Here is a 24,398-nt window from a genome sequence, read left to right as displayed (position 1 = left end):
ACACAACAGAAACACAAAGGCCGCAGCGATTAAGCTGCGGCCTTTTTGTCGCTATGCACTTAGATTAAGTGTCATGAATAATGATGATATTGCTCAACTGTTGAACATCCAATTCAGACAATCCAGTTACACCCTCAAGTTCAATGGTGACACTCTTATCGCCCTTGGTGACATTAACCAAGGTGCTCGTATTATCACCGTTTTCAGTGAGTGTAATCTTGTCTCCGCCGACAGCGACATTATCTAACAGAGCTTCTAATGATGTATTACTATCTTCAAATACCTCTGACAAGTCGATAACGTCTCGGTTTCCTTCCATTTGAGAGAAGTCAGTAATCACATCATGACTGCCGTCTAAGTCACCTTCACTCCATTTGAAGGTGTCATCTCCAAGACCACCAGTTAATACATCATTACCAAGTCCACCGGATAGAACATCGTCACCATCCGAACCATGGATAACTGTGACGCCACTGCCTCCCTGGACTGCATAATCGACTTCTTCAGACTCGGCCACATTGCCATTTGGCATGATATTGACGTTAACCGTCGCAGTCTCATCACTTGAAAGGCCATCAGAATCTACAGCTCGATAATCGAATTGGTCTGCCACTTCACCATCAGTAACTTTCACACTTTGTAAAACAAAACCTACGTCACTGTCATCAGCACTAAATGGCATAATACGCATTTCATCAAATGGTATCTCTGATAGCACCTCAATAACGGCTTGCTGCTCTGTAATGGCATCGTTATTCATTACTATTGGAGTCTCATCAAGCAAAACACCACCAGCATAGAGGTAGACGAAAATCTGTGCGTTACTATTCGCAGCAGCACTAAATGGTGCTGTAAGACCTCCGACTCCAACTAATGCTCTCGTCATCAAACCAGCAGTAAATTTAACAGACATAAACTCATTTTGTTTCGCTTCCGTCCCTCTGTTACCAACATCTTGGTCACTCTGGGTGTAAAAACCAGCTTGGTCATCGAATGCGATATCTTCGACCTGAGCACCAATATGTGGCTTATCACCGGAATACGTTCCTCCGGTTACTTCGATACCGTTTCCAAATGGCTCCTCCCCTTCATGGTTGTACCCAAGGGCAATAGCATCAAAACCAACCTCTAAGTCATAGAAAATATCAGTACCATCTTCTACTGCATCTCCTACATCTAAGTCAAAACGTTCACCAGAACCACTGAGGAAATATAGCTGCCCATATTCTGGTTCATCCACTATTTCAACCAACGTATCTTTAGAATCAATCGCATCATCTCCACTATCGGTTGCGAAATCTTCAAAGTTGAGTGGAATGGTGTCATCCGGAGCAAAAAACTCGAAGTCTGTAACTTCAGGTGGAGTATTAATACTTAGAAGCGCTGCCTCTGGGTTTGTCAGAGCAATAATGTCAAAAGTCTGCGACGCTATTTTATCTATCGGTGAGTAAGTATCATCCTGCTCGGATGCCGTCGCTTTGATTGTGATGGTATAAGTTCCCGTATCAAATACCTTGATCTGGAGATCATTTAGGTCATCCCAGCCAGAAATATCAACCTCTCCAGCGGCATCGGCAATCGATGTCAGAGTACCATTGGAAACTATTGCTCCCGTTGGTAGTCCTTGTATAAGTAGAGTTAGGACTTCTGAACCATCAGTATCATTTAGATTGACAGACTTAATATCACTAACATCAATAAAGGTATCTTCGTACCCTACATTACTTCTAGTAGAGAGCGTAATATTATCTAAAAGAGCGCCATAGCTGTCCGCTTGACTTGATTCAAACAATACTCGATATGTACCGTTTGACGGTACTTGGAAAAACTCTTGAACATTATTCCAGTTACGATTAACCGCATCATTAAACTCATATATCTCTACAACATTAGATGAATCATTCACGTCTACCAGAGAAACTTTCAAAGGAGAACTATTAAGTGCTCTAGCCGCGACATCAAAATTTAGTTCATAGAACTTACCCGCTTCACCCACAAATTCAGTGTACAGAGAGTCATCGTTGTTACGTCGCCCTTCAATTTCAAATAACTGATTATCCGAACTTCCTCCTAGATAAACATTTTCGTTACCTACTTCACTAACATTACCGGTGTTATTTGTCCCCCAAACACCTCGTGAACCGTCCTGATTTAGCTCGTTATCACTCACATTTCCACGCCAAGAACTGTTGCCAAGATTAACGTTTTCAAAATCAATAGATGAGATTAATTGCTCACCCGTGATTGTAAGTGTTGGCTCATCTGTAATAGGTTTAACGGTAACGGTTAAGCTATGAGCCTCTACTACATTGTCTTGACTATCACGTCCCGACACCGACAAGGTGAAATCTACATCACTATCTAGTGGAGGCTTGATAAATAAGTCTGCTAGCTGTGATGGCAACACAGTTGCGCTGTTATTGGTCACTGATAACGTGGAATCACCCGAGTATAATGTAGCGCCGTCAGGTATATCGCTAATTACTACTGACGTCGCATCACTGTTAGCTGGCAATTGTATATCCAACGCAATCTTGTTGTCTTCGTCACCGATCGCGGCGGCAACAACTAGGTCAGCGATCGCAGTAAAGTTAATGGTTGAAACTGCGGTATTTGATGGTTGCATTTCATCATCAAATGTCGTGATTTCAATGACTCTGTCCTCATCATCCGGAGATTGTGAGGAGTTGGAGAATTCAATTAGCTGAATAGCAGCCTCATAATCGGCAGGTGTTGCTTCTCCGCTCAGAGTGATTTTAATTGCACCAGAATCGAGTACTTCTGTTGTATAACTAATCCCACTAAGCAGTGGGTTAGTCGCACCATCAATCCCAAAATTGTCACCCGCTTTTGGATTGGTAAAGACAATTTCGGCCTCATAGATGACATTTTTTTCGTCAAAAATGGTGATGTCACTATCGACAATCTCAATAGCACTATCACCTTCTTGGTAATTCGTATCGAAGCCTGTACCGTCAGCACTTAAGTCAAGATCGAGCGTTGGTGGCATATTATTATCACGCTCATCAATGATGGTAACGACGGACTCAAGGCTCTCACCTTCATCGGAGTCAACCGCTTTGTATTTAAAGCTGTCGTTCAGTGCTGTTTCTAGATAGCGTAACTCCCAGTTACCTCGGCCATCGGTACCAACACTCACTCCAGCAATGAGAGTCCCCTCTTCAACATCGCCTAAATCATCAACAGAGAAGCTAAGTTCATGGAATAATACGTCATTACCTGACGTATCTTTTTGTACATCAGGTGTGTAATCAACGGTATCACCATTGCTGAGTGTAACCTTAATCGTGACAGCAGATTCGTTTCGACCACCTAAATCACTATAGAAATAGCCTCCCATGCCATCCAATCCAAGGTTGACATGTGTAGCAAGACGATCTGCAAAGTTTATAGATAACCACTCACCTTCATTAATACCTTGGCCGCCACCAATACCTAAGCCATGACCAACATGATTATCTTGAACATCACCTCGGTACTGAGTGAGATTACCTTTGTTACTGTTAATGGTGATACTGTCTGTGCTGCCGTCAGTGTTAGGTAGCTCTAATACTCTATTCCTACCATCGACTTCAGTTCCCCAGTTGTAAAACTCATCTTGAGTACTTTCCATATCACTCGATGTTGGCACCACTTTAGTACCAAGAATGAAGCCTTGAGCGTCTGAATCAGGCTCATAGGTTATCTTAGTTGGATCAAACGTATCACCGTTGGCGACATTTGTCTGAGTGATTTCCTCACCATCATGGTAGAGCGTACCACCAATCGGAAGCTCCGTGATCGCAACTAGAACCTGTTCAGAATTTATGTCATCTTCAATATCCGAAATATGGTCATCGCCGTCTCCAGAATCTACACCATCAACGGCAGCTCTCGTAGTATCAAATACGACAGCTGTAACATCATTATCAGTAATGCTGAAACTAAAGCTTTCTGATTCTGGTCCGTCATTGATAGGAACGACATTAATCGTTGAAATTGCCGTGTTTGATTCGATATTTTGGTCATCGAACACCTTGATTTCTATCTGTCTCGGAATCGCACTTGGATCTTCACTATCATTACTAAACTCAACCCACTTCAGTGCAGCCTCATAATCTGAAGCACTGCTCGTGCCACTTATCACAATAGTATCGGAGCCTAATGCATGAGTGATTGTCAAACCTGAAGCAAGTACCGCCGCAGCTGCGAGTGCAATTGAGTCACCAGACTGAGCGTTGGTCAGGGTAATTTCAGCTCTAGTTATCACATCGATATCATCTGTGACAGTGACATCTTGGTCAACAATGACAACAGGATCATCACCTTCACTAAAGGTCGTAGTGTAACCCGTACCATCACTTGCATTAGTCGGACGCAGGGTGACGACTAGATCATTAAAGTCTTTATCACTCTCATCGTACGCGATATCTTCAACACGGATTTCCAGTGCACCGTCATCAACTCCAGAAACCGTAAATTGATACTGAACACTATCTTCTGTTGATAAGTAGACAGGCTTACTTGGTATCTGGCCGTTTACCAGCAAGTCGCCTTGAGCATTAAAACTGAGTACTGCATCATCTGGGGTTTGATTTGCACCATTGGCAATAAGGAAAAATTCCAGCCCTTCCTTAGAATCCAGTTCAGCTAATAACTGATCATTGGCAAGTCCCGCATTAGTATCATGTATTAACACTACAGGGTCGGTTGGATTACCTTGTGAGTCGGTGTAAAAATAACCAAACACATTAGAGTAACCCGCTCTTTCACTCTCAAAAACAATCTCGTAATCTTCGCCATTTAAGTCAATGGTAGGAGCTAAATTATCATTATCACCACCAGACTGCCCGCCTAGTTGCCCATCATCAGAAATAGTGGCACCAGCAGATACGCCTACGTTACCGTTAACTGTCAGACCAGCTGGCTCAGTCACTTTTAACGTAAAGTTCTCATCTTGCTCATAGACATCGTTATCTTGGATACCTACTTGGATATTAACGGAGGTAACACCAGCTGGAATGGTAATCTGGCCATTAACAATCTGTAGTGGAACATTGGTCGTCCCATCGTTATAGCTCGCCGTCGTAGTAGTAAAGTCATCATCATCGGTATCAACATCGAGTCGATCGAGCGCTACCGTGAGGTCAACATCAGAAGGATTACTTAAAGACAGAGTGAACGGAACACTTCCCGCATCTTCGCTCACTTCCCCACCACCACTCAATGAGAGTGTGATTGGATCGTTATCTTGAATATCTCCAGTCACGGTTTGACCGTCGACTACCAGAGTAAAGCCTTCGTCACCCTCATAACGATTATCATCGATTGTCGGCAATGTAATCGTAAAGTCAGAAACGTTAGCAGGAACTTCAAGCTCTCCAGTCACCTCGTTGTAAGTGACCCCATTGCTGAAGGTCATAGTCGATGGGTCAACATCATTAGCTGAAGCCTCATCGCCATTAGCGCCAAACTCAATGTCAAAGAAAGTCTTCACATTGGTAGAACCGTCCAGAGTCACGTTATAGGAGAAGCTCTCCCCTTCTTCAACACTAGCCGTACCTATCTCAAACCCGTTGACTGAAATCGGTCCAGGGTTGACCAGAACATTCACTGTTGCAGTGTCAAAGCCACCTTTATCGTCGGTAATTTGGTACTGGAACTCAGTGCGACCCGCAAAGCCTTCAGGCAAATCGAAAATGACATTACCACCTTCAATACGCGCATCACCTTGCGTCTCACCGAACACGTAAGTGATACGAATATCGTCACCATCCACCGCATCGTCGTTAGATAAAATCTCTGAAAGCGGAATAACGACAGGTTCATCATGGTCAAAGACATAAGCGCCCGCACCGACCACTTCAATACCCTGAAGGAAATAATCGGAAGAGTCCGTACCACGTGCAGGACCACCTGTGAAATCAACAGACTCAAATACCAATGTATCGTAGGCAAAGCCGCCTGTTTCAATGTCAAACGTGCCTTTATTACCTGACTCATTATTGAAATAATCACTGGCAACCAGAGTATCACCTAAATAAGCACTCCACTTGCCTTGTTCATGGCTGCCTGCCCCGCCCTCATTAGCGAACAAGTTGGTTACAGAGAAAGCCCCATCTACAGCTGGCTCTTTCAGTGTGATAATGAGCTGTTCAGATTTGTCATCGCCTCGGTTATATTGAATTTGAGATTCAGGGCCATCGTTTGTAGTGCCATCAGGAATGCCAATACGATCAGTACCATCTATGTTGTAGTTAACAAGGTGGCCTTCATATTTCGCCTGAATGCTGTCAACCATATCCCAACCTTGATCGCCTGCTCCCATATCACCTTGAACAAGGGTATAAGACTCTGGATCATCAATCGCATCTGGTGCTAGGTTGGTACGTTGATCATCGATGGTCACGGTTGATTCATTACTAAATGCGCCATCAGAATCAAGTGCTTTATAGTCAAAGGAATCTTCTAAACTAGTCTCTAGATATCTTAGTTCCCAGTTTCCATTACCTTCCGTTCCAACCGTGACACCATATATTTGTAATCCTTCTGCGCCAGAAAGATCATCGATCGATATCGTAAGGTCTAAATCAAGATCGCCATTACCAGACGTCGTCTTTTGAATCGGATCTAGAACTCTCGTTGAACCATCACTTAAGGTAACGGTAACTAGTACTGATGACTCGTTGGCATTGTTGAGATTTTCATCAAAGAAGCCACCTAGACCATCTAGTCCTAATGTCACTGAAGTGGCTGGTCTCTCGGAGAAATCAATCGAAATAGTCTCTCCCTCATTGATGCCTTGTCCACCACCGACACCAAGACCAAATCCAACGTGATTAGCATCTCCCCGGTACTGAGTTAGATCCCCGCCGGTTGAGGTAATCCTGATCGAGTCATCACCCAAAGTTAAAATACGCTCTCCGGGATTATCACCAGGAGAGCCCCAGTTTAAGAAATCGGTTTGCGAACTGGCTTCACTGTCTAACCCTTGCGAATCTTTAATACCTAAAACAAAACCTTGAGCACTTTCATCTGGTAGATAGGAAATATTATCTGGGTTAAACGGTGTGCCATTGGCCCCTCCTTCGATATGGAGGTCAGCTTCAACAATCGCTCGAGTTGCACCGTTTTCAGTGTAGAGAAGTGTGCCGCCTAAAGGCAGTTCAGTGATTACAACTGACAGTGTCTTTCCATCTGTCGTACTGCGATCATCTTCGTAGTCCGAGATATGGTCGGTTCCATCGCCCTCAATCGACCCTTCTCCAGTATCAAAAATAACTGGAATCGCGTCATCTCCGGAGAGTGTAATTGAGAAGTCTTCAGAAGCAGGACCGTCATTCGTCCCTTTAACGATGATTGTGACCAGCTGTTCAACAGATGCACCATGCTCATCAGTCACAATCACTGTGTATTCTAGTCTAACTTTATCGCCATCAGTCAGTTGTTGGGTAGCCTCTAGATTGTTATCTAATTCAAACTTCCAGCGACCATTATCATTCACGGAGAAGGTACCGTAATCGGTATTGCCACCGTCTTGTACCGAGTAGCTTAGCTCTGAGCCATTATCCACGTCAGACGCTTCAATGCGGCCACGTGTGACATCTTTTCCTTCCACACCATCACCTGCTTCACGCACACGACCAATGTCTTTCGCAGAATCAATCACTGGTGCATCATTGGTGCCTTTCACGATGATCGACACCGCTTGTGTCACTTCTGCACCATGCTCGTCGGTCACCACGACCACGTAGTTCAAGGTGACTTTTTCGCCCTTCGCAAGCGCGTCTGTCATCTCTGAGTCGTTGTCTAATTCAAACTTCCAACGACCATTATCATTCACGGAGAAGATACCGTAATCGGTATTGCCACCGTCTTGTACCGAGTAGCTTAGCTCTGAGCCATTATCCACGTCAGACGCTTCAATGCGGCCGCGGGTGACGTCTTTTCCTTCCACGCCATCGCCGGCTTCACGCACGCGACCAATGTCTTTCGCAGAATCAATCACTGGTGCATCATTGGTGCCTTTCACGATGACCGACACCGCTTGTGTCACTTCTGCACCATGCTCGTCGGTCACCACGACCACGTAGTTCAAGGTGATTTTTTCACCCTTCGCGAGCGCGTCTGTCATCTCTGAGTCGTTGTCCAATTCAAACTTCCAACGACCATTATCATTCACGGAGAAAGTACCGTAATCGGTATTGCCACCGTCTTGTACCGAGTAGCTTAGCTCTGAGCCATTATCCACATCAGACGCTTCAATGCGGCCGCGGGTGACGTCTTTTCCTTCCACGCCATCACCTGCTTCACGCACACGACCAATGTCTTTGGCGGAATCAATCACTGGCGCATCATTGGTGCCTTTCACGATGATCGACACCGCTTGCGTCACTTCTGCACCATGCTCGTCGGTCACCACGACCACGTAGTTCAAGGTGACTTTTTCGCCCTTCGCGAGCGCGTCTGTCATCTCTGAGTCGTTATCTAATTCAAACTTCCAACGACCACTATCATTCACGGAGAAGGTACCGTAATCGGTATTGCCCCCGTCTTGTACCGAGTAGCTTAGCTCTGAGCCATTATCCACGTCAGACGCTTCAATGCGGCCACGGGTGACGTCTTTTCCTTCCACGCCATCGCCTGCTTCACGCACACGACCAATGTCTTTGGCGGAATCAATCACTGGTGCATCATTGGTGCCTTTCACGATGATCGACACCGCTTGCGTCACTTCTGCACCATGCTCGTCGGTCACCACGACCACGTAGTTCAAGGTGACTTTTTCGCCCTTCGCGAGCGCGTCTGTCATCTCTGAGTCGTTATCTAATTCAAACTTCCAACGACCACTATCATTCACGGAGAAGGTACCGTAATCGGTATTGCCCCCGTCTTGTACCGAGTAGCTTAGCTCTGAGCCATTATCCACGTCAGACGCTTCAATGCGGCCACGGGTGACGTCTTTTCCTTCCACGCCATCGCCTGCTTCACGCACACGACCAATGTCTTTGGCGGAATCAATCACTGGTGCATCATTGGTGCCTTTCACGATGATCGACACCGCTTGCGTCACTTCTGCACCATGCTCGTCGGTCACCACGACCACGTAGTTCAAGGTGACTTTTTCGCCCTTCGCGAGCGCGTCTGTCATCTCTGAGTCGTTATCTAATTCAAACTTCCAACGACCATTATCATTCACGGAGAAGGTACCGTAATCGGTATTGCCACCGTCTTGTACCGAGTAACTGAGCTCTGAGCCATTATCTACGTCAGACGCTTCAATACGGCCACGGGTGACGTCTTTTCCTTCCACGCCATCGCCTGCCTCGCGCACACGACCAATGTCTTTGGCGGAATCAATCACTGGCGCATCATTGGTGCCTTTCACGATGATCGACACCGCTTGTGTCACTTCTGCACCATGCTCGTCGGTCACCACGACCACGTAGTTCAAGGTAACTTTTTCACCCTTCGCGAGCGCGTCTGTCATCTCTGAGTCGTTATCTAATTCAAACTTCCAACGACCATTATCATTCACGGAGAAAGTACCGTAATCGGTATTGCCACCGTCTTGTACCGAGTAGCTTAGCTCTGATCCATTATCCACGTCAGACGCTTCAATGCGGCCGCGGGTGACGTCTTTTCCTTCCACGCCATCACCTGCTTCACGCACACGACCAATGTCTTTGGCGGAATCAATCACTGGCGCATCATTGGTGCCTTTCACGATGATCGACACCGCTTGCGTCACTTCTGCACCATGCTCGTCGGTCACCACGACCACGTAGTTCAAGGTGACTTTTTCGCCCTTCGCGAGCGCGTCTGTCATCTCTGAGTCGTTATCTAATTCAAACTTCCAACGACCATTATCATTCACGGAGAAGGTACCGTAATCGGTATTGCCACCGTCTTGTACCGAGTAGCTTAGCTCTGAGCCATTATCCACATCAGACGCTTCAATACGGCCACGGGTGACGTCTTTTCCTTCCACGCCATCACCTGCTTCACGCACACGACCAATGTCTTTGGCGGAATCAATCACTGGCGCATCATTGGTACCTTTTACTGTGACAGAAATGGTTTGAGTAACCACAGCACCCTGTTCGTCTTCAACTTGAACGGTAAAGCTCAAAGGAACTTCATCACCTTCAGCTAACGCTTCAACTGCATCAGCTTCGTTATCAATTACAAAGCTCCACAAGCCATCACTTGTGATATTAAATGTACCGTACGGGTTGCTAACATCGCCTGCTGGACTCCACGTTAAGTTTGAGGAATCTACATCCGTCGCTGAAAGTTGACCACCTGTACTTGGTACTCCGGTATCCTCAGTACCATTGTCAAAATGTCCGGACTCCCTTACTTCACCTTCTGTAACGAGCTCAGAGTCCAAGACTGGCTTATCATTGGTGCCTTTTACGGTGACAGAAATGGTTTGAGTGACAATTGCACCCTGTTCGTCTTCAACCTGAACGGTAAACGTCAACTGTTCTGTATCATTCTCGTTTAACGCTTCTACGGCATCCGCTTCATTATCAATTACAAAGCTCCACAAGCCATCACTTGTGATATTGAATGTACCGTACGGGCTGCTAACATCCCCAACTGAGCTCCACGTTAAGTTTGAAGAATCCACATCCGTCGCTGAAAGTTGACCACCTGTACTTGGTACTCCGGCATCCTCAGTACCATTATCAAAATGCCCAGACTCTCTTACTTCACCTTCTGTAACCAATTCTGAGTCAATTACTGGCTTATCGTTCGTACCTTGGATATTGATAACAATCGTTTGAAAGACATCGACACCTTGGTCGTCAGTGACTTTGACTTTGAATTCAAGAGAAGTTGATTGCCCTTCTCGTAAGGCTTGAACTTCATCTGCTGTGTTATCAAGTTCAAATGTCCAAAGGCCGGCTTCTGTAATCGAAAAATCACCATATGCTGAAGACACATCTCCGTCTTCTGACCAAATCAAACTTTCGGTTGGAGAGTCAACATCTGTGGCGTTCAACTGCCCGCTCACCGATGCTGTTCCTGTGTTCTCTGAACCGTCATCATTGTGTCCAGCTTCAACAATGTCGCCACTAATTTCGCTATTTGCACTGATTACTGGTTTATCGTTGGTGCCACTAATGGTGATTACAACTGGCTGCGAGGTAGAGGAGTTTAGGGGATCAGTGACTTGAACGGTAAAGGAGAGTGTTACGGTATCATTGACGTTTAAAGCTTGTGTGGCATCGGAATCATTATTTAAACGGAAGGTCCATTCCCCATTATCGGAGAGCTCGAATTCACCGTAGTCAGAAAGATTGTCCGGAGTAGAAGTCACATTCCAGGTCAACGTTCCATCGTCAAATTCGAGGTCAGTAGCTAAAAGCTGACCTGTCAGCTCAGCAGTACCGTCAAAATCACTACCGTCGGAGTTATGGCCTGCTTCCACAGCGTTTCCAGCTAAGGCTTCACTAAGAATTTGCGGAGCTGAGTTGACGAGTACCTGAAGGAGAGTATTAGATTGCGTTGCGGTTAGACCTTGCGCTTCTAGGCCAGAGGTGTCGAACTGAGTTTGAGCGAGAGTTTGCGAACTATCACGTTCTATAGCGCCAGTGGTCGTTGGGCTTGATCCGTTCGCTTCGCCTGCTGCAGTAGCTTGTTCTTCATTTTGAGTAGGGTCTTCTCCGGCCTCAATGGCAGCAATGATTTCTTCGGCATCTATATCAGAAACATCGATCTCTTGGCTTTCACCCTCTTCTTGAATCAATACAAGGTCTAAGTCTTCGCCTACTTCTGCATCGTTCAAAACGTTGATCACAACGTCTCCCGGTCTTGGTTCCGTTCCTTCCGGAAGAATGGTGAGTTTTCCTTGAGCATCTATTACTAACGTACCAGACACTTTTGCCAACCCAAATAGAGACAACGCACTCATGATCTACTCCTTGAATTGCTTCCGACGCCAGGAAACAATATCTTTTATCAGTTCTAGCCAGCCTTGCTTGCGCGAATGGACATACTAGCCCAAGCTCGAAATTTTACTTTTATTTTACATTTAGATATCAGATTAGTTGACGAAATGAAACTTTTTGGGGAAGTATTTTTCGTTTGTCTCAAAAACGAAAAAAGTCTCGCAAATACGAGACTTTTTGATGAATGATTTAAGCTTAATCTTAGCCGATTACAGTGATAAATCCTTGTAAGATGATTAGGTTCACAATATCAATGAAAAACGCTCCCACAATAGGCACTACCATAAAGGCTTGAGGAGATGGACCGAATCGATTAACAATAGACCCCATATTCATAACCGCTGTCGGCGTAGCCCCTAAACCAAACCCACAGTGGCCACCGGCTATAACCGCTCCATCATAGTTTTTGCCCATCACTCTAAACGTAATGTAATAAGCAAACAGCCCCAAAATAACCGATTGAACAGACAGTATGATTAAGAAAGGAATAGCCAGATCAAAAATGTTCCACAGCTGAAGACTCATCAATGCCATTGCTAAGAAAAGCGATAATGACACCGTACCGAGAATATCGACCGTTTCTGCATCCACTTTATAACTTTTGGTCACTTCGCAGATATTGGTAATGAAAACACCGATAAATAACGCATAAACGAAGTCAGGAATCATTAACCAAGATATTTCAAATGTATTAACCCACGCATGTAAATACTTCGCTCCAGTCACACAGATGAGTAAGATAAACAGAACTTCAACAACCTTCTTAGCAGTCACGCGATCTCTTTCGTACTCGTTATAAGTCACCAATTCAGGGAAGCGCTCATGAGTATCATTGCCTCGGCCATACTCTGACTCAAAGTTATTCTTATCAATGAGTCGTTGTGCAACCGGACTACCAATAATACCGCCGATAATTAGACCAAAGGTTGCAGAAGCCATCGCAATTTCTAGTGTGTTGCTGATGCCGTAGGTCTCGGTAAAGGTTTGAGCCCAAGCGGCCCCAGTACCGTGGCCGCCCGACAAAGTAATAGAGCCCGCAATTAACCCCATTAACGGCTCTAAGCCGAGCATGGTGGCTAATCCAACTCCGACACTATTCTGGATGATAATATATACCGATGCGACCGCTAAAAAGACAAAGACTTTAGCGCCACCTTTCATCAGTTGGGTGTAGTTAGCCGCTAATCCAACGGTGCTAAAAAACATCAACATAAATGTTTTCTGCAAGGGTAACGAGAACTCAAGATTAACGTTGTTAAAGTGCAAAACCGTAATGATAAGGGCAACGATTAATCCACCAACAATGGGTTCAGGGATGTTGTATTTTTTTAGAACAGGGAGCTTACTATTAATTATGTGTCCCAGAAAAAGAACGCTGATAGCGATCAAAAAAGATTCTAACGTGCCAACAGAGATGGTGTTGTTCATATAACCTCTTTTTTTGCTTTATCGCTCATCTTCCTTAATGAGGTTCGACTAAATTGTAAAGTGTAGTAGAAATAGAATAGATGGCGACTCGCTTTACGCAGACACCAAACGACCTTGTTTAGACTATCTATAACTTCTTAAGGTGCCGGGAAGAATCGGCAAATATGTGGCCATAGTTAATCAACAGAAACACTGTTAACCTATTGGCTACATTGAGTTTATGAATATAAAAAGAAGAACTACACTAAATTAATCGCGCAGTGTACCACAGACAGGCCATTGCGACTAATTGAACCATCGAATATATGGATAACGGAATGAAATCTATACTAACAAGGACTGTTTTTTCAGTTGCTCTATTGGCACCATTAACAGCAATAAGCGCTGTCAATATTAGCTATGGCGATACAAATACAACGTCAGAACTACAAGCGAAAACTGCAATCGAACAAAGCAAAATAAATGAGCTCGTGGTACAGCTCTCAGATGCTTACTTTCCATTTAACAACGATCTAACGATTCAATATGGCGGTGATGATGGACCACTTTACGATCCTCAAGCTCATGTGGTGCATATTCCCTATGAATTCTATACCGACTCACTCAACTACTTTTTAAACAACGATTACCAAAAGAAATTTGGCAAACCAGCTAAGGATGGAGCGCTTGATACTCTGCTTCATACTTTGTTGCATGAAGCAGGGCATGCTTACGTCGCAGATCATGGCATTGCTATTCTAGGTAAAGAAGAAGATGCCGTAGATAACTTTGCGGCAGTGTTAATGCTCAACTACGTAGAAAACGGTGCCGATGCCACTATCAGCGCTGCAGATATGTTTTCCTTTGAATCCGAAGACCGACCCGACTATTACGATTTTGCCGAGTATATCGGTGAACATAGTTTTGATCTACAACGTTATTTCAGCACACTTTGTCTAGTATATGGTAGTGACCCAGAGAGCCATGCCACGCTTCTGGATGAGATAGAAGAAGACTATAGAGAGGAGCAAAAAGATAAATGTGAAATGACTTTCCAACAGATCGATATGAACTGGAAACAAGTATTAGGAATAAAAGAAGACAAAAGCTAAAAACAAAGAAAGGAATTGATATGTCGACCCAACTCATCGTGTTTTTTGATGGAACCTGCCCACTTTGTGTCAAAGAAATGCAATCTCTAAAGCATCATGACAAAGCACTAGCCATCAAACTTATCGACATTTTCTCTACAGAGTTTGAGGCCTTTCCTAATATCGATCCCAAAGAAGCATCAGAGCGCCTTCATGCCTACGATATAGAAGGAAAATTGCTTCTCGGTTTGGACGTTACTCATAGAGCATGGAGCTTAGTAGGAAAACCCTATCTATATGGATTCACACGATGGCCACTCTTCAAGCCTATTTGCGACTGGGCGTACCTGAAATTTGCTCGTAATCGCTACCAGATATCAGGCTGGCTGACTGGAAAGAAACGATGTGAGCGGTGTCGGCTTGATTAGTCGACTACCGCTCAACGTTTTATTTACACTGTAAACGTCATGATTCAGCGTCTTTACGAACAGCTTTAAGTAAAACAGATGTATCTGATCGATTTTCACCTTGCGAAGCGAGTGCTTTATATCTTTCGACCGTCTGTTCCGTCAGTGGAAGTCGAATGCCCTGACGAGCACCTTCATCCAAACAAAAACCGAGATCTTTAACCATCCAATCGATGGCAAAGCCAAAGTCATACTTATCTTCATCCATAGTTTTGGCACGGTTTTCCATCTGCCAAGAACCCGCCGCACCATTTTTCAAGCAATCAACTAATGAAGGAATATCTAAGCCACTCTTTTGCGCGAGTATTAATCCCTCAGACAACCCTGTTAGAACACCAGCGATACATACTTGGTTAACCATTTTTGCTCGTTGTCCTTGACCAACAGTCCCCATCAAGACCGATGACTTACCGTAAGCATCAAATACTGGCTGCAAAGCGTCAAAAGTCACTTGTTCGCCACCGCACATAATGGTTAGCACACCATTTTCTGCTCCAGCCTGTCCACCTGATACGGGCGCGTCCATAAAATGGACACCCGCTTTATCACACGCAACTCCAAGTTCTTCTGCCAACACTGCTGATGTAGTTGTATGATCAACGAGAATAGCCCCTTTCTTCATGCTCGCAATGGCACCTGTCGCGGATGTGGTCATCTGTCTAACGTCATCATCATTGCCAACACATACCGCCACCACATCGGCGTCTTTAACACAATCCGCCACTGTTTCACGATATCGACCATTGTATTCTTCCGCCCAGCGCTTCGCTTTTTCTGTAGTGCGATTAAATACGCAAACCTCAAATCCTGCTTTAGCCAAATGACCAGCCATTGGGTATCCCATAACGCCTAATCCAATAAAACTAACTTTCATTTGTACTCCTTTAATTGCTGGTGGGGTTTACCGCAGCATCCATCGTATCTGCACTAGATAAAATCGCGTCTATTAGCGATTTGACGGCCTTTGGTTGGTATTTCCTATCTTTGTACACCAAAAATGCCTGTCGGTCACTACGATAGTGCTCAGGCAGAAGATGAACTAAATTTGAGTTGCCACGCACATGCCGTAAAGGCAGTGATGCGACTCCTAAGCCTCGCTCAACTGCATCGAGTAACGCTTGGATATCATTAACAACAAGCCTAGGTTTTATCGTCATGCTTTGCTCAAGAGCGTCATCTCGGTAAATCGCCAGCTTCTGACTGTTATCTATGGCAAGCCAATCTAGGTCTTGTAACTGCTCAATGTGGGTAATTTGACTGCGACTTGCTAAGTACTCAGCGCTAGCAAAAAAGCCGTGACGTGCTGTAAACAGTGGTCGAGCAATAAGATCATCCATCTCACTGATGTCAAACGTAATCAGCAATTCTCGATTCGTTTGTGGTTTTAGCTGATCATGGTTTAAAGCGAGATCGATGTGAACTTTAGTGTATTGTTTTAAATACCCTTCAACCACAGGTGCTACGAAAGAATGATAGAAACTGTGAGGGGCGGACAAACGTACCGTACCAGCAACCTGTTCTGTTTGTTCCGTTACATTACCCAACCCTATTTCGAGCTGCTCGATACCACTGCTCAGTTGATCGAAAACGAGCTTACCAATTTCAGTCGCAGCTAATTCCCTACCCTTCTTCTCTAGCAAACGCAGTCCTAAACGCTCCTCAAGCGATGAGATACGTCTTGATACCGTCGATTGAGGCACGCCCAATAGATTAGCGGTTTTTAAGACTGAGCCGTGTTCCACGACCTTACAAAACAAGTAGACGTCATCTATATACCCAAATATGGAATCCACAATTCTAAATTACCCAATATTATCTATTTATGAATAGGTTTATACTTCTTATAACAAAAATCAACAGGAGAATAACAATGAGTAAAAAACAATTTTGGGTATCAGCCCTACTTTCATCTCTAACTATGGGAATCATGATGTCCGGCATTATCTCAGGATACAAAATGGGCTTTAGTAGCGCATGGCCACCGATATGGCTACAGAGTTTTCTTATTGCTTGGCCATGTGCATTGTTGTTAAACCTTACGGTCTTACCTCAAGTGAGAAACTTCGCAGCTTGGGTATGCGCTCCAAGAAAGATCAAAAGCAAGGAAGCATGATCATGGGAGAGTACCTTGATCATGCTTCTGAGAGCATGATATTTAGTCGCCGTTTAGAACTGAAAAAACGGCAATAAAAAAGAGCCGACTATGTCGACTCTTTTTTCTTCATAACGAGCGTATTACTGCTCTGCGTTATGGTAAACCTGCTGAACATCATCGCAGTCATCTAGCATGTCGAGGAATTTTTGGAATTTCTCAGCATCTTCGCCAGCAATTGCAGTATGAGTTTGCGGTACAAACGTAATTTCTTCTACATCAACCGCTAGATCTGGGTATTCAGCATTCAATGCCGTTTTCGCTTTGAAGAACTCAGTATGTGGTGCAAATACCGTGATGACGCCATCTTCAAGCTCGATATCCGTTACATCAACATCTGCCATCATCAGAGCTTCAAGCACTGCTTCTTCGTCATCACCTTTAAACTGGAATACCGCTTGGTGATCGAACATGTGAGCCACAGTACCAGGGCTACCAATCTTTGCGCCAGTCTTAACAAAGCATTGGCGAACATCTTGGAAAGTACGGTTGCCGTTGTCTGTTAGACAGTCAACGATGACACTAACGCCACCAGGACCAAACCCTTCGTAACGTGCAGGCTGGTAATCTTCACCACCACCACCGCTAGCTTTGTCTAGTGCTTTATCGATAACGTGAGCAGGAACTTGATCCTTTTTAGCTTTAGCAATCAGGTGCTTAAGTGAAAGGTTCATTTCTGGATCAGCACCACCGTTCTTAGCAGCTACATAGATCTCTTTACCATACTTGGAATAAACTTTAATTTTCGCGCCCTGAGTCTTGGCCATTGAGGCCTTGCGCACTTCAAAACTTCTTCCCATCGGGATGTTCTCTCTAATTCATTTTAACGCGGAGGATTTTATCAAATCGTCGGTACAATTCAATTGTGAACGCCGTGAATGGCGTTTACATCACTCCCATCATTCTTTTGTATTTGTCGACACACTGTTCAAACCATGCTTGTTCAGCCTCATCCGCTATCTTTTCGAGTTGCTCGCGTATAGCTTCAGGCCCCGCTTTGGCTTCTTTTAATTGCCACACAACAAAGGAAGCTTGTTTATCAAGTTCAACTTTATTCTTTTCAGAGGGTGGGAGAAGCGACAAATTATGGGACATGGTATTTAGTCAGTTGATGTTGGCAAGGGAGCAGAATATACCATTGATGAAGTATTAAACTCAAATGAAAGGGTGTTATTTGGGATAGACAGAAAATACAAAGGGTGGCCTTAGCCACCCTATCTGGTCATCCAATATTAGTGAATCAAGCCTAGCTCTCTTGCTTCTTCGAGAGTTAGACCACTTTCTCTGATTTCCCTCAACGCTTCAATGCGACGTCTAGCTTCTGCGGATTTTCCTTGTTTCGCAGGACGTATGTTTTCTTGGACTTCTTCAGAGTGATCCCACTTACTTGTCATGGATGTCATTTCGTCATGGTCGATTGAATTAATGGACATTGTTACCTCCTGATGAACCATGTCTGAACACCTAATCTGTAGCAAACGACAATTTTGTTGTTAAGAAAAACTGAGTCAGAATGTGATAGGGGCAATAGTTCTAAACAGAAGTTTTAGAAAGCGGTTTTTAAACTTTGAAATCCATCAGCGGTGGGATTACATTTAGGAGATTCCACCTCAGAAAATCAACTTGATCGAGATCTCCTTTTTTCTCCTCTAAACCCGCACCAAATATTAGTTTCACCTCACCCAGAAATGGGGGAATCGTCGAATTTCAGACAAAAAAAAGCGAGTCCAAATTGAACTCGCCAAAATATATCAGAATGAATGTAACAATATGAGCCAATCTACTTATTTCATTAGAAAGGACAAAAGGTTGTCTATTCGGAATAAATATTAGCCAACCACACTTGTTACTTTGTCAGCTTATTGTCAGCGTTATGTGTTATTCCTAACAAGTTAGTACTATGTGTAACAAGGGGTTAATTAGCGCTAAATAGCGACCTCATCTAGCACGCGAAATACCGTTTCATCGATATGCCCTTCGTGCACTTGTTTACACACTTTTTTACGGACGGCCAAGGCTGAGATCAGTCGTTCAATCGACAAATGCTTGTTTTCTTGTCGAGAGTTATATAACTCCACAACACGACTTAGCACTTCATACGGAATGACCTGGTCATCAACACGCAACCAATCCAGCTTCTCCATAAGCTCTGAGCACTCTTGTTTGATTGAGGCGACCGAATGCCCTGTCATGGCAGACAATGCCGTTACACTGCGTTCTAGAGCTTCTGATGAAGTATATTTAGATAAGATGATGGTTATTTCATCCGCATTGATTTCAACTAAGTGTTTTCTCTGCTTCACTCTGCGCCCCAAGTTTCCTCTTGGAGACGGTGCTTTACGCTGAATTGGCTCGAACTCACCGTCAATGATTGTCGACAGTTCGTCGAGTTGCTTACGAGTTACTAACTCATTGCGTAATGGGTTAGGTAGGGTTGGTGCCATGTTTCGCTTACCTGCATTCGTCGTTCTTGCTCTTGAGTAACGCAATACTTCTTCTACATCACAACGAATATCAACCTGATAATCTGGTAGCTTAGCATCAGGATCCATGCATTGTAGTGTCAGATGATAGCCCCATAAGTTGACATCAAATTGATCATTGCTTGTGGATCCTTCCCCTAGTTTTCTCAGCTCTCGAAGAAGATCCATCGAGAAGCGTCGCCATTCTATGTTACGCGCAAGCTTTTGATTAAGCTCTGAAAGAAGAAGAGTATCGGTATGACGTCGGGCCATACGACTTCTGAAATACGAATACAACTGAAATACCAAGGTATGCTGTTTTAGAATTTCAGGCGGGAACAAGAAAAAATAGTCTCTCGTTAATAACTCTTCGTAGAACGACGGCTCCCACACCAAGATATATAAATTAGGCTTGATCTTGATCTCACCATCCGCGCCTTCACGTGGTGCCTCTTCAGATGCAGTGATCGTTCTGGCTAGAAATCTAAAACGATCACTCTTGAATCCTTCAGGCATATTTTCGCTGAGCCAACGACCTGTAAGCTCGTGCAATTGGAAATCGGTAAATTCAATTCGATCAATACTATCACGAATGGAATCACGTGCTGGGCCACTATCTTTTTTACCTCGAAGGGAAAGGATGTCAGTGATATACAAAGGGGTCTTGTTAGGCACATGTTTAGCATCAAGGTGATACTCTTCGTGGTGATGATCATGGTATTGCACCGTTAGCGTAAACAATGCAAACAGCGTCATAAGATCATCAACAGTCATGATATTCTTAGATGATCGAGTTTCAATCACCGCTTTTGTACCTGAGATGGATACCATCGACTTCTGATAGCTTTTACGTGTACGTGGTGGAGCGAGTGCTTGATCGATAATGCCTGCCCAGTTTGTTGGAGATACTACAAACTGATCGGCTTCATCGCGCATCGCTGGTGGCGTATAAAGTCCATGTTCATTCAACAAGCGTTTATTCACTTGCGTTTGAGCCAATGCTTTTGATTTTTTTTGCTTTTCGGATTGCTTAACCGATTCGGTTACCAGGCTGGTTGCACCCAAAACGGATACTAATTGATTGGGGTTAATAAACCGATGAAGCATTGTTTTGCCAGCGAGGCCTTCCTCAAACTTAACACCATGTTGGCTGAATAAACCAATATTTACTGCGGCTCTCAAACGCTGCTGAATAGCTGCACGAGTTAGTTTGCCGTCAGTAGCGTCGATTAACTCAGTAGTTGAAACGTAACCATCTTTAGAACTGAATCCGCGTAAAGAGATAAGATTCAGAAGTTCCAAAATACTCTTGGTCACTCCTTTGAAGTGCTGATACTGCTCAATCCAATCGACAGACGTTTCTGTCACTTCAAAAAGATGTCCGCCTTTGTGATCTCGTGGAGATCGGATCAATAATTTTTCATCGTTGCTCATGATTGGATCTATATCACACTATCCGTAAATTCGATATTGTTCCATAGAATAAAGAATAATGTCGAATAAATAAAGATCTATTTTATTGCTCTTAATAAACTGATCTTTACTGATAATACTGATCTAATATGATTAACTGATCATATGATCTGGCACTTTTATTGATTGTAACCCTATGTTTTTAAAAGTAAAGATTTAGCAAGCATTCGGACGCATGATCATAGTAATCACGAAACGATGATCATTGTTTTTCGAATGCATGATCATAGAACTCTGGAGGCATGATCATCATCTGCCCGAAAATATGATCATTAAGTTTACGGATAGATGATCATGAGGTCACCACAACTTATCCACAGAAAAAGTAGAAAAGCTGTGAATAGCTTAATGCAAATATCTTTTAAATCATAAATTTACCTCGAAAGCATGATCAAGGTGGAAGAATTATTTGTCGTTTTAGGTAATTGATGAAAGTCATTGTTCAAATGTTACTCGAATTGAACAAAGATAAACGAACAGACGCTTTTTCATCGTTAATGGCTTTAACCCTTATATATCGGGAAGCATGATCAAGTAAGTTTATTGAATCTGTTATTGCATTTTGAGTTCTGTCGTTAACCACTGAATCTCGCCACTATCCCTTATTCTATCGGGCATAAGCCGTAATTTTGTCGGGATTTTACATGCTTCCGCAGTGATAAAGTACTTGATCATTCTTCCAAGATAAATGATCGAAGTAACAGACCAATAATCCAACGTCTGTTTCTAAAATTCCCCTTGATCATGCTTCTATATTCTCGGAACTATGATCATGAGTTTTGTCTTTTGGTGTTCTAACGTTTCTCCACTGACCTATGAATAATTATTTGTGTTCCTAAAAAGACGCTTAATTTGAAATGGCTGAGATAGAAACAACAAGGTCCGTAAGTTATCCAATATTTATAATCGTTCCGAGATGTTTTCTATTTACATTGTAAATAAGTTACGGCGTAACACTTAAAATCTGATAAGATTTCTGTGTCTTTCACTTCATTATAATTTGGATTATTTGATGTATTTTTCATCAGCTTTGTAGTAAAAATCACGATTTGGCTTTTATGTGGTCAATTTATTGTAAAAAATAACACTAAGTGAGTGGACAGCTTTTTGATGTGAATGTACGATATAGCTGTACATTAAATCATTAGGTTACTTGGTTGGAACTTAGGTATGAAAAGAGAACAAACAATAGATAATCTCTACCGACTTGCAGAACAAACTCAGCAAGTACAAGCAGATCGCATCGAAATTGTATTAGAAGAACGAAGCGATGATCACTTTCCAGCAATGTCAAAAGCAATGATGGAAACTCGTTCTGGACTGACTCGTCGTAAACTGGATGATGCCATCAGTAAGATGGAAGCAAATGGTCATCAATTTACTAAGAATAATGCCAATCATTATTCTATTTCATTGCAAGAAGCACACATGTTGATGGATGCGGCTGCGGTACCTAAATTTCACGAACGTAAACAAAGCGCCAATAATAAACCGTGGATTATTAACGTTCAAAACCAAAAGGGTGGTACTGGTAAATCTATGAGTGCAGTTCATCTAGCTGCCTGCCTAGCTCTAAACTTGGACAAACGCTATCGTATCTGTCTAATTGACTTGGACCCTCAAGGTTCACTTCGTTTGTTCTTGAATCCACAAATCAGTATTTCCGAACATGAAAACATCTATTCTGCGGTAGATGTAATGTTAGAAAATGTACCGGAAGGGACTGATATTGATATTGATTTTTTACGCCGTAACGTTTTGCTACCAACTCAGTATCCTAACCTAAAAACGATTTCAGCCTTCCCTGAAGATGCGATGTTTAACGCGGAAGCATGGCAAAACCTTTCTCAAAACCAATCTCTCGATATTGTTAAACTGCTAAAAGAGAAGTTGATTGACAAAATCGCGGATGATTTCGACGTCATCATGATTGATACTGGCCCTCACGTTGATCCATTAGTTTGGAACGCTATGTATGCATCTAATGCGCTGCTTATTCCATGTGCAGCTAAACGTTTAGATTGGGCTTCAACAGTCAATTTCTTCCAGCACCTTCCGACTGTTTATGAGATGTTCCCTGAAGATTGGAAAGGATTAGAATTTGTTCGTCTGATGCCGACCATGTTTGAAGATGATAATAAAAAACAAGTGTCTGTCTTAACAGAGATGAACTACCTACTTGGTGACCAAGTTATGATGGCGACAATTCCTCGTAGTAGGGCATTTGAAACTTGCGCAGATACCTACAGCACAGTATTTGATTTAACGGCTTCTGACTTTGAAGGTGGTAAAAAAACGCTGGCGACAGCACAAGACGCAGTACACAAAAGTGCACTAGAGTTAGAAAGAGTGCTTCACAGCAACTGGTCATCATTGAATCAAGGGTAACGTTATATGGCTATTAAAACTTCTGAACTTAACGCTAAGCTTTTCGGAAAAGCGAATAAGAGACGTGCAACTACCCCTCAGGAAGCGCAAACCGCAGCCAAGGAACAAGCCCAATACATTGAGTTATCAGTTGCAGGGGAAGAGCTAGTTTCATTTGAACTTGTGCGTATTCCTGCGAATGAAGTGGAATCGAAGACGTTCGTATTTGAAGAAAATGCACGTGAACAATCATTCTTAAACGAGCACGCACTCTCTGATGTACTGGCAACTTTAAGAGACAAAGGGCAACAGTATCCAGCAGTTGGTCGCCGTCAAAAAGACGGAACCATTGAAGTTCTTGATGGTAGCCGTCGTCGTATGTCATGTATTCTGGCTCAAAAAGAGTTCTTGATTTACGTTGCTGAAAACATCAATGGCGACCATGCTAAATTCTTGTCTGATGTCGCGAACGCCCATAAGCCGCTGTCTCTATATGAAAAAGGTAAAGAGATGCTAGCTAAGCTTGAAAGCGGCGAAGCTGAAGACCAAAAAGCGCTAGCGAAAATGTTTCAATGTAGCGAAGCATTGGTAAGCGGAGCTCTGAAAGCTGCAGACTTACCACTAGAACTTCTTCAAGCATACCCTAACGTGAGTGATTTGGGGCGTCCAACGATTGTGCGTCTACATAAACAATTTAGCGAGCTTGATGGTGACAAACAAAACCAATTGATTGAGCGTTGTCACCAGAATGAAGGTTACGTGTGGCAGAAAAGTCGTGCTCAAGGTGTTGCGCGCATTACCAAAGATGTATCGGAAACCCTAGAGAACTGGATGCACGAACTCGCGCCACCTAAGAGAGCTAAAGTCGCGAAAATTGATCTCGTTAAGGGACGGGCTAGTTACACTCGCAAAGGTCCAAACTTAGCGCTCAACCTTAAAAAGGTTGATGACCAAACAATGGATGAAATCCTAGAGTTCATAAAAACTAAGATGAACTAAATAACTTTCAAAATACCTCG

At 43.5% G+C, this 24,398-nt stretch carries 13 protein-coding genes; 5 read left to right on the top strand and 8 right to left on the bottom strand.

The genetic code is table 11. The annotated features are described in order from the left end of the window. Positions 1-64: 64 nt before the first annotated feature. Both VME0621_RS05725 and gltS read right to left on the bottom strand, forming a co-directional pair. Complete coding sequence (locus tag VME0621_RS05725; protein ID WP_065311651.1) at positions 65-11,923, bottom strand: VCBS domain-containing protein; 11,859 nt, start codon at positions 11,921-11,923, stop codon at positions 65-67. A gap of 238 nt (positions 11,924-12,161) precedes the next feature. Next, positions 12,162-13,388, bottom strand: coding sequence for a sodium/glutamate symporter (gene gltS / locus VME0621_RS05720; protein WP_062456509.1), 1,227 nt, complete (start codon positions 13,386-13,388; stop codon positions 12,162-12,164). A 317-nt stretch (positions 13,389-13,705) separates the two neighbouring features. On the opposite strand from gltS, the gene VME0621_RS05715 reads away from it, so the two are divergent. Continuing rightward, on the top strand, positions 13,706-14,479 hold the full coding sequence (locus VME0621_RS05715) for a DUF4344 domain-containing metallopeptidase (RefSeq protein ID WP_099046305.1): 774 nt from the start codon (positions 13,706-13,708) through the stop codon (positions 14,477-14,479). Between the two features lie 20 nt (positions 14,480-14,499). Further along, on the top strand, positions 14,500-14,886 hold the full coding sequence (locus VME0621_RS05710) for a thiol-disulfide oxidoreductase DCC family protein (protein WP_062456504.1): 387 nt from the start codon (positions 14,500-14,502) through the stop codon (positions 14,884-14,886). A gap of 37 nt (positions 14,887-14,923) precedes the next feature. Here the strand turns inward: VME0621_RS05710 and VME0621_RS05705 are convergent, their stop codons facing one another. Together VME0621_RS05705 and VME0621_RS05700 are read right to left on the bottom strand one after the other, a co-directional pair. Beyond that, positions 14,924-15,799: an NAD(P)-dependent oxidoreductase gene (locus VME0621_RS05705; RefSeq protein WP_062456500.1), complete on the bottom strand. Its 876-nt coding sequence runs from the start codon at positions 15,797-15,799 to the stop codon at positions 14,924-14,926. Positions 15,800-15,809: 10 nt separating this feature from the next. Further along, positions 15,810-16,718: a LysR family transcriptional regulator gene (locus tag VME0621_RS05700; RefSeq protein ID WP_038227622.1), complete on the bottom strand. Its 909-nt coding sequence runs from the start codon at positions 16,716-16,718 to the stop codon at positions 15,810-15,812. 77 nt (positions 16,719-16,795) lie between these two features. On the opposite strand from VME0621_RS05700, the gene VME0621_RS26090 reads away from it, so the two are divergent. Beyond that, positions 16,796-17,038 carry a DUF2798 domain-containing protein gene (locus VME0621_RS26090; protein ID WP_063602859.1) on the top strand — a complete coding sequence of 81 codons (243 nt, stop codon included), beginning with the start codon at positions 16,796-16,798 and terminating at the stop codon, positions 17,036-17,038. A 122-nt stretch (positions 17,039-17,160) separates the two neighbouring features. On the opposite strand, the gene VME0621_RS05690 is transcribed toward VME0621_RS26090, so the two are convergent. The 4 genes from VME0621_RS05690 to VME0621_RS05675 form a co-directional block, all read right to left on the bottom strand. Continuing rightward, positions 17,161-17,877 carry a YebC/PmpR family DNA-binding transcriptional regulator gene (locus VME0621_RS05690; protein ID WP_038227619.1) on the bottom strand — a complete coding sequence of 239 codons (717 nt, stop codon included), beginning with the start codon at positions 17,875-17,877 and terminating at the stop codon, positions 17,161-17,163. Positions 17,878-17,962: 85 nt separating this feature from the next. Further along, positions 17,963-18,172: a DUF3283 family protein gene (locus VME0621_RS05685; protein ID WP_006069715.1), complete on the bottom strand. Its 210-nt coding sequence runs from the start codon at positions 18,170-18,172 to the stop codon at positions 17,963-17,965. Between the two features lie 137 nt (positions 18,173-18,309). Continuing rightward, complete coding sequence (locus tag VME0621_RS05680) at positions 18,310-18,510, bottom strand: PA3496 family putative envelope integrity protein (RefSeq protein WP_006069716.1); 201 nt, start codon at positions 18,508-18,510, stop codon at positions 18,310-18,312. Between the two features lie 492 nt (positions 18,511-19,002). Continuing rightward, on the bottom strand, positions 19,003-20,973 hold the full coding sequence (locus tag VME0621_RS05675; RefSeq protein ID WP_038227617.1) for a replication initiator protein RctB domain-containing protein: 1,971 nt from the start codon (positions 20,971-20,973) through the stop codon (positions 19,003-19,005). A gap of 1,209 nt (positions 20,974-22,182) precedes the next feature. On the opposite strand from VME0621_RS05675, the gene VME0621_RS05670 reads away from it, so the two are divergent. Further along, a complete protein-coding gene (locus VME0621_RS05670; protein ID WP_062456494.1) occupies positions 22,183-23,400 on the top strand; it encodes an AAA family ATPase in 1,218 nt (405 codons plus the stop codon). A 6-nt stretch (positions 23,401-23,406) separates the two neighbouring features. Beyond that, positions 23,407-24,378 carry a ParB/RepB/Spo0J family partition protein gene (locus VME0621_RS05665; protein ID WP_038227616.1) on the top strand — a complete coding sequence of 324 codons (972 nt, stop codon included), beginning with the start codon at positions 23,407-23,409 and terminating at the stop codon, positions 24,376-24,378. Positions 24,379-24,398: the final 20 nt, after the last annotated feature.

It is taken from the genome of Vibrio mediterranei (genome assembly GCF_900088415.1).
Taxonomy (GTDB): domain Bacteria; phylum Pseudomonadota; class Gammaproteobacteria; order Enterobacterales; family Vibrionaceae; genus Vibrio; species Vibrio mediterranei.
The sequence above is the reverse complement of the archived record's forward strand: the minus strand, read 5'-3'. Positions and strand labels throughout refer to the sequence as shown.

Excerpts from the sequence above, each read along its gene's own strand:
- VME0621_RS26090 (WP_063602859.1), top strand. The coding sequence starts at position 16,796 with ATGAGTAAAAAACAATTTTGGGTATCAGCCCTACTTTCATCTCTAACT.
- VME0621_RS05710 (WP_062456504.1), top strand. The coding sequence starts at position 14,500 with ATGTCGACCCAACTCATCGTGTTTTTTGATGGAACCTGCCCACTTTGT.
- VME0621_RS05675 (WP_038227617.1), bottom strand. The coding sequence starts at position 20,973 with ATGAGCAACGATGAAAAATTATTGATCCGATCTCCACGAGATCACAAA.
- gltS (WP_062456509.1), bottom strand. The coding sequence starts at position 13,388 with ATGAACAACACCATCTCTGTTGGCACGTTAGAATCTTTTTTGATCGCT.
- VME0621_RS05725 (WP_065311651.1), bottom strand. The coding sequence starts at position 11,923 with ATGAGTGCGTTGTCTCTATTTGGGTTGGCAAAAGTGTCTGGTACGTTA.
- VME0621_RS05680 (WP_006069716.1), bottom strand. The coding sequence starts at position 18,510 with ATGTCCATTAATTCAATCGACCATGACGAAATGACATCCATGACAAGT.
- VME0621_RS05715 (WP_099046305.1), top strand. The coding sequence starts at position 13,706 with ATGAAATCTATACTAACAAGGACTGTTTTTTCAGTTGCTCTATTGGCA.
- VME0621_RS05665 (WP_038227616.1), top strand. The coding sequence starts at position 23,407 with ATGGCTATTAAAACTTCTGAACTTAACGCTAAGCTTTTCGGAAAAGCG.
- VME0621_RS05690 (WP_038227619.1), bottom strand. The coding sequence starts at position 17,877 with ATGGGAAGAAGTTTTGAAGTGCGCAAGGCCTCAATGGCCAAGACTCAG.
- VME0621_RS05705 (WP_062456500.1), bottom strand. The coding sequence starts at position 15,799 with ATGAAAGTTAGTTTTATTGGATTAGGCGTTATGGGATACCCAATGGCT.
- VME0621_RS05670 (WP_062456494.1), top strand. The coding sequence starts at position 22,183 with ATGAAAAGAGAACAAACAATAGATAATCTCTACCGACTTGCAGAACAA.
- VME0621_RS05685 (WP_006069715.1), bottom strand. The coding sequence starts at position 18,172 with ATGTCCCATAATTTGTCGCTTCTCCCACCCTCTGAAAAGAATAAAGTT.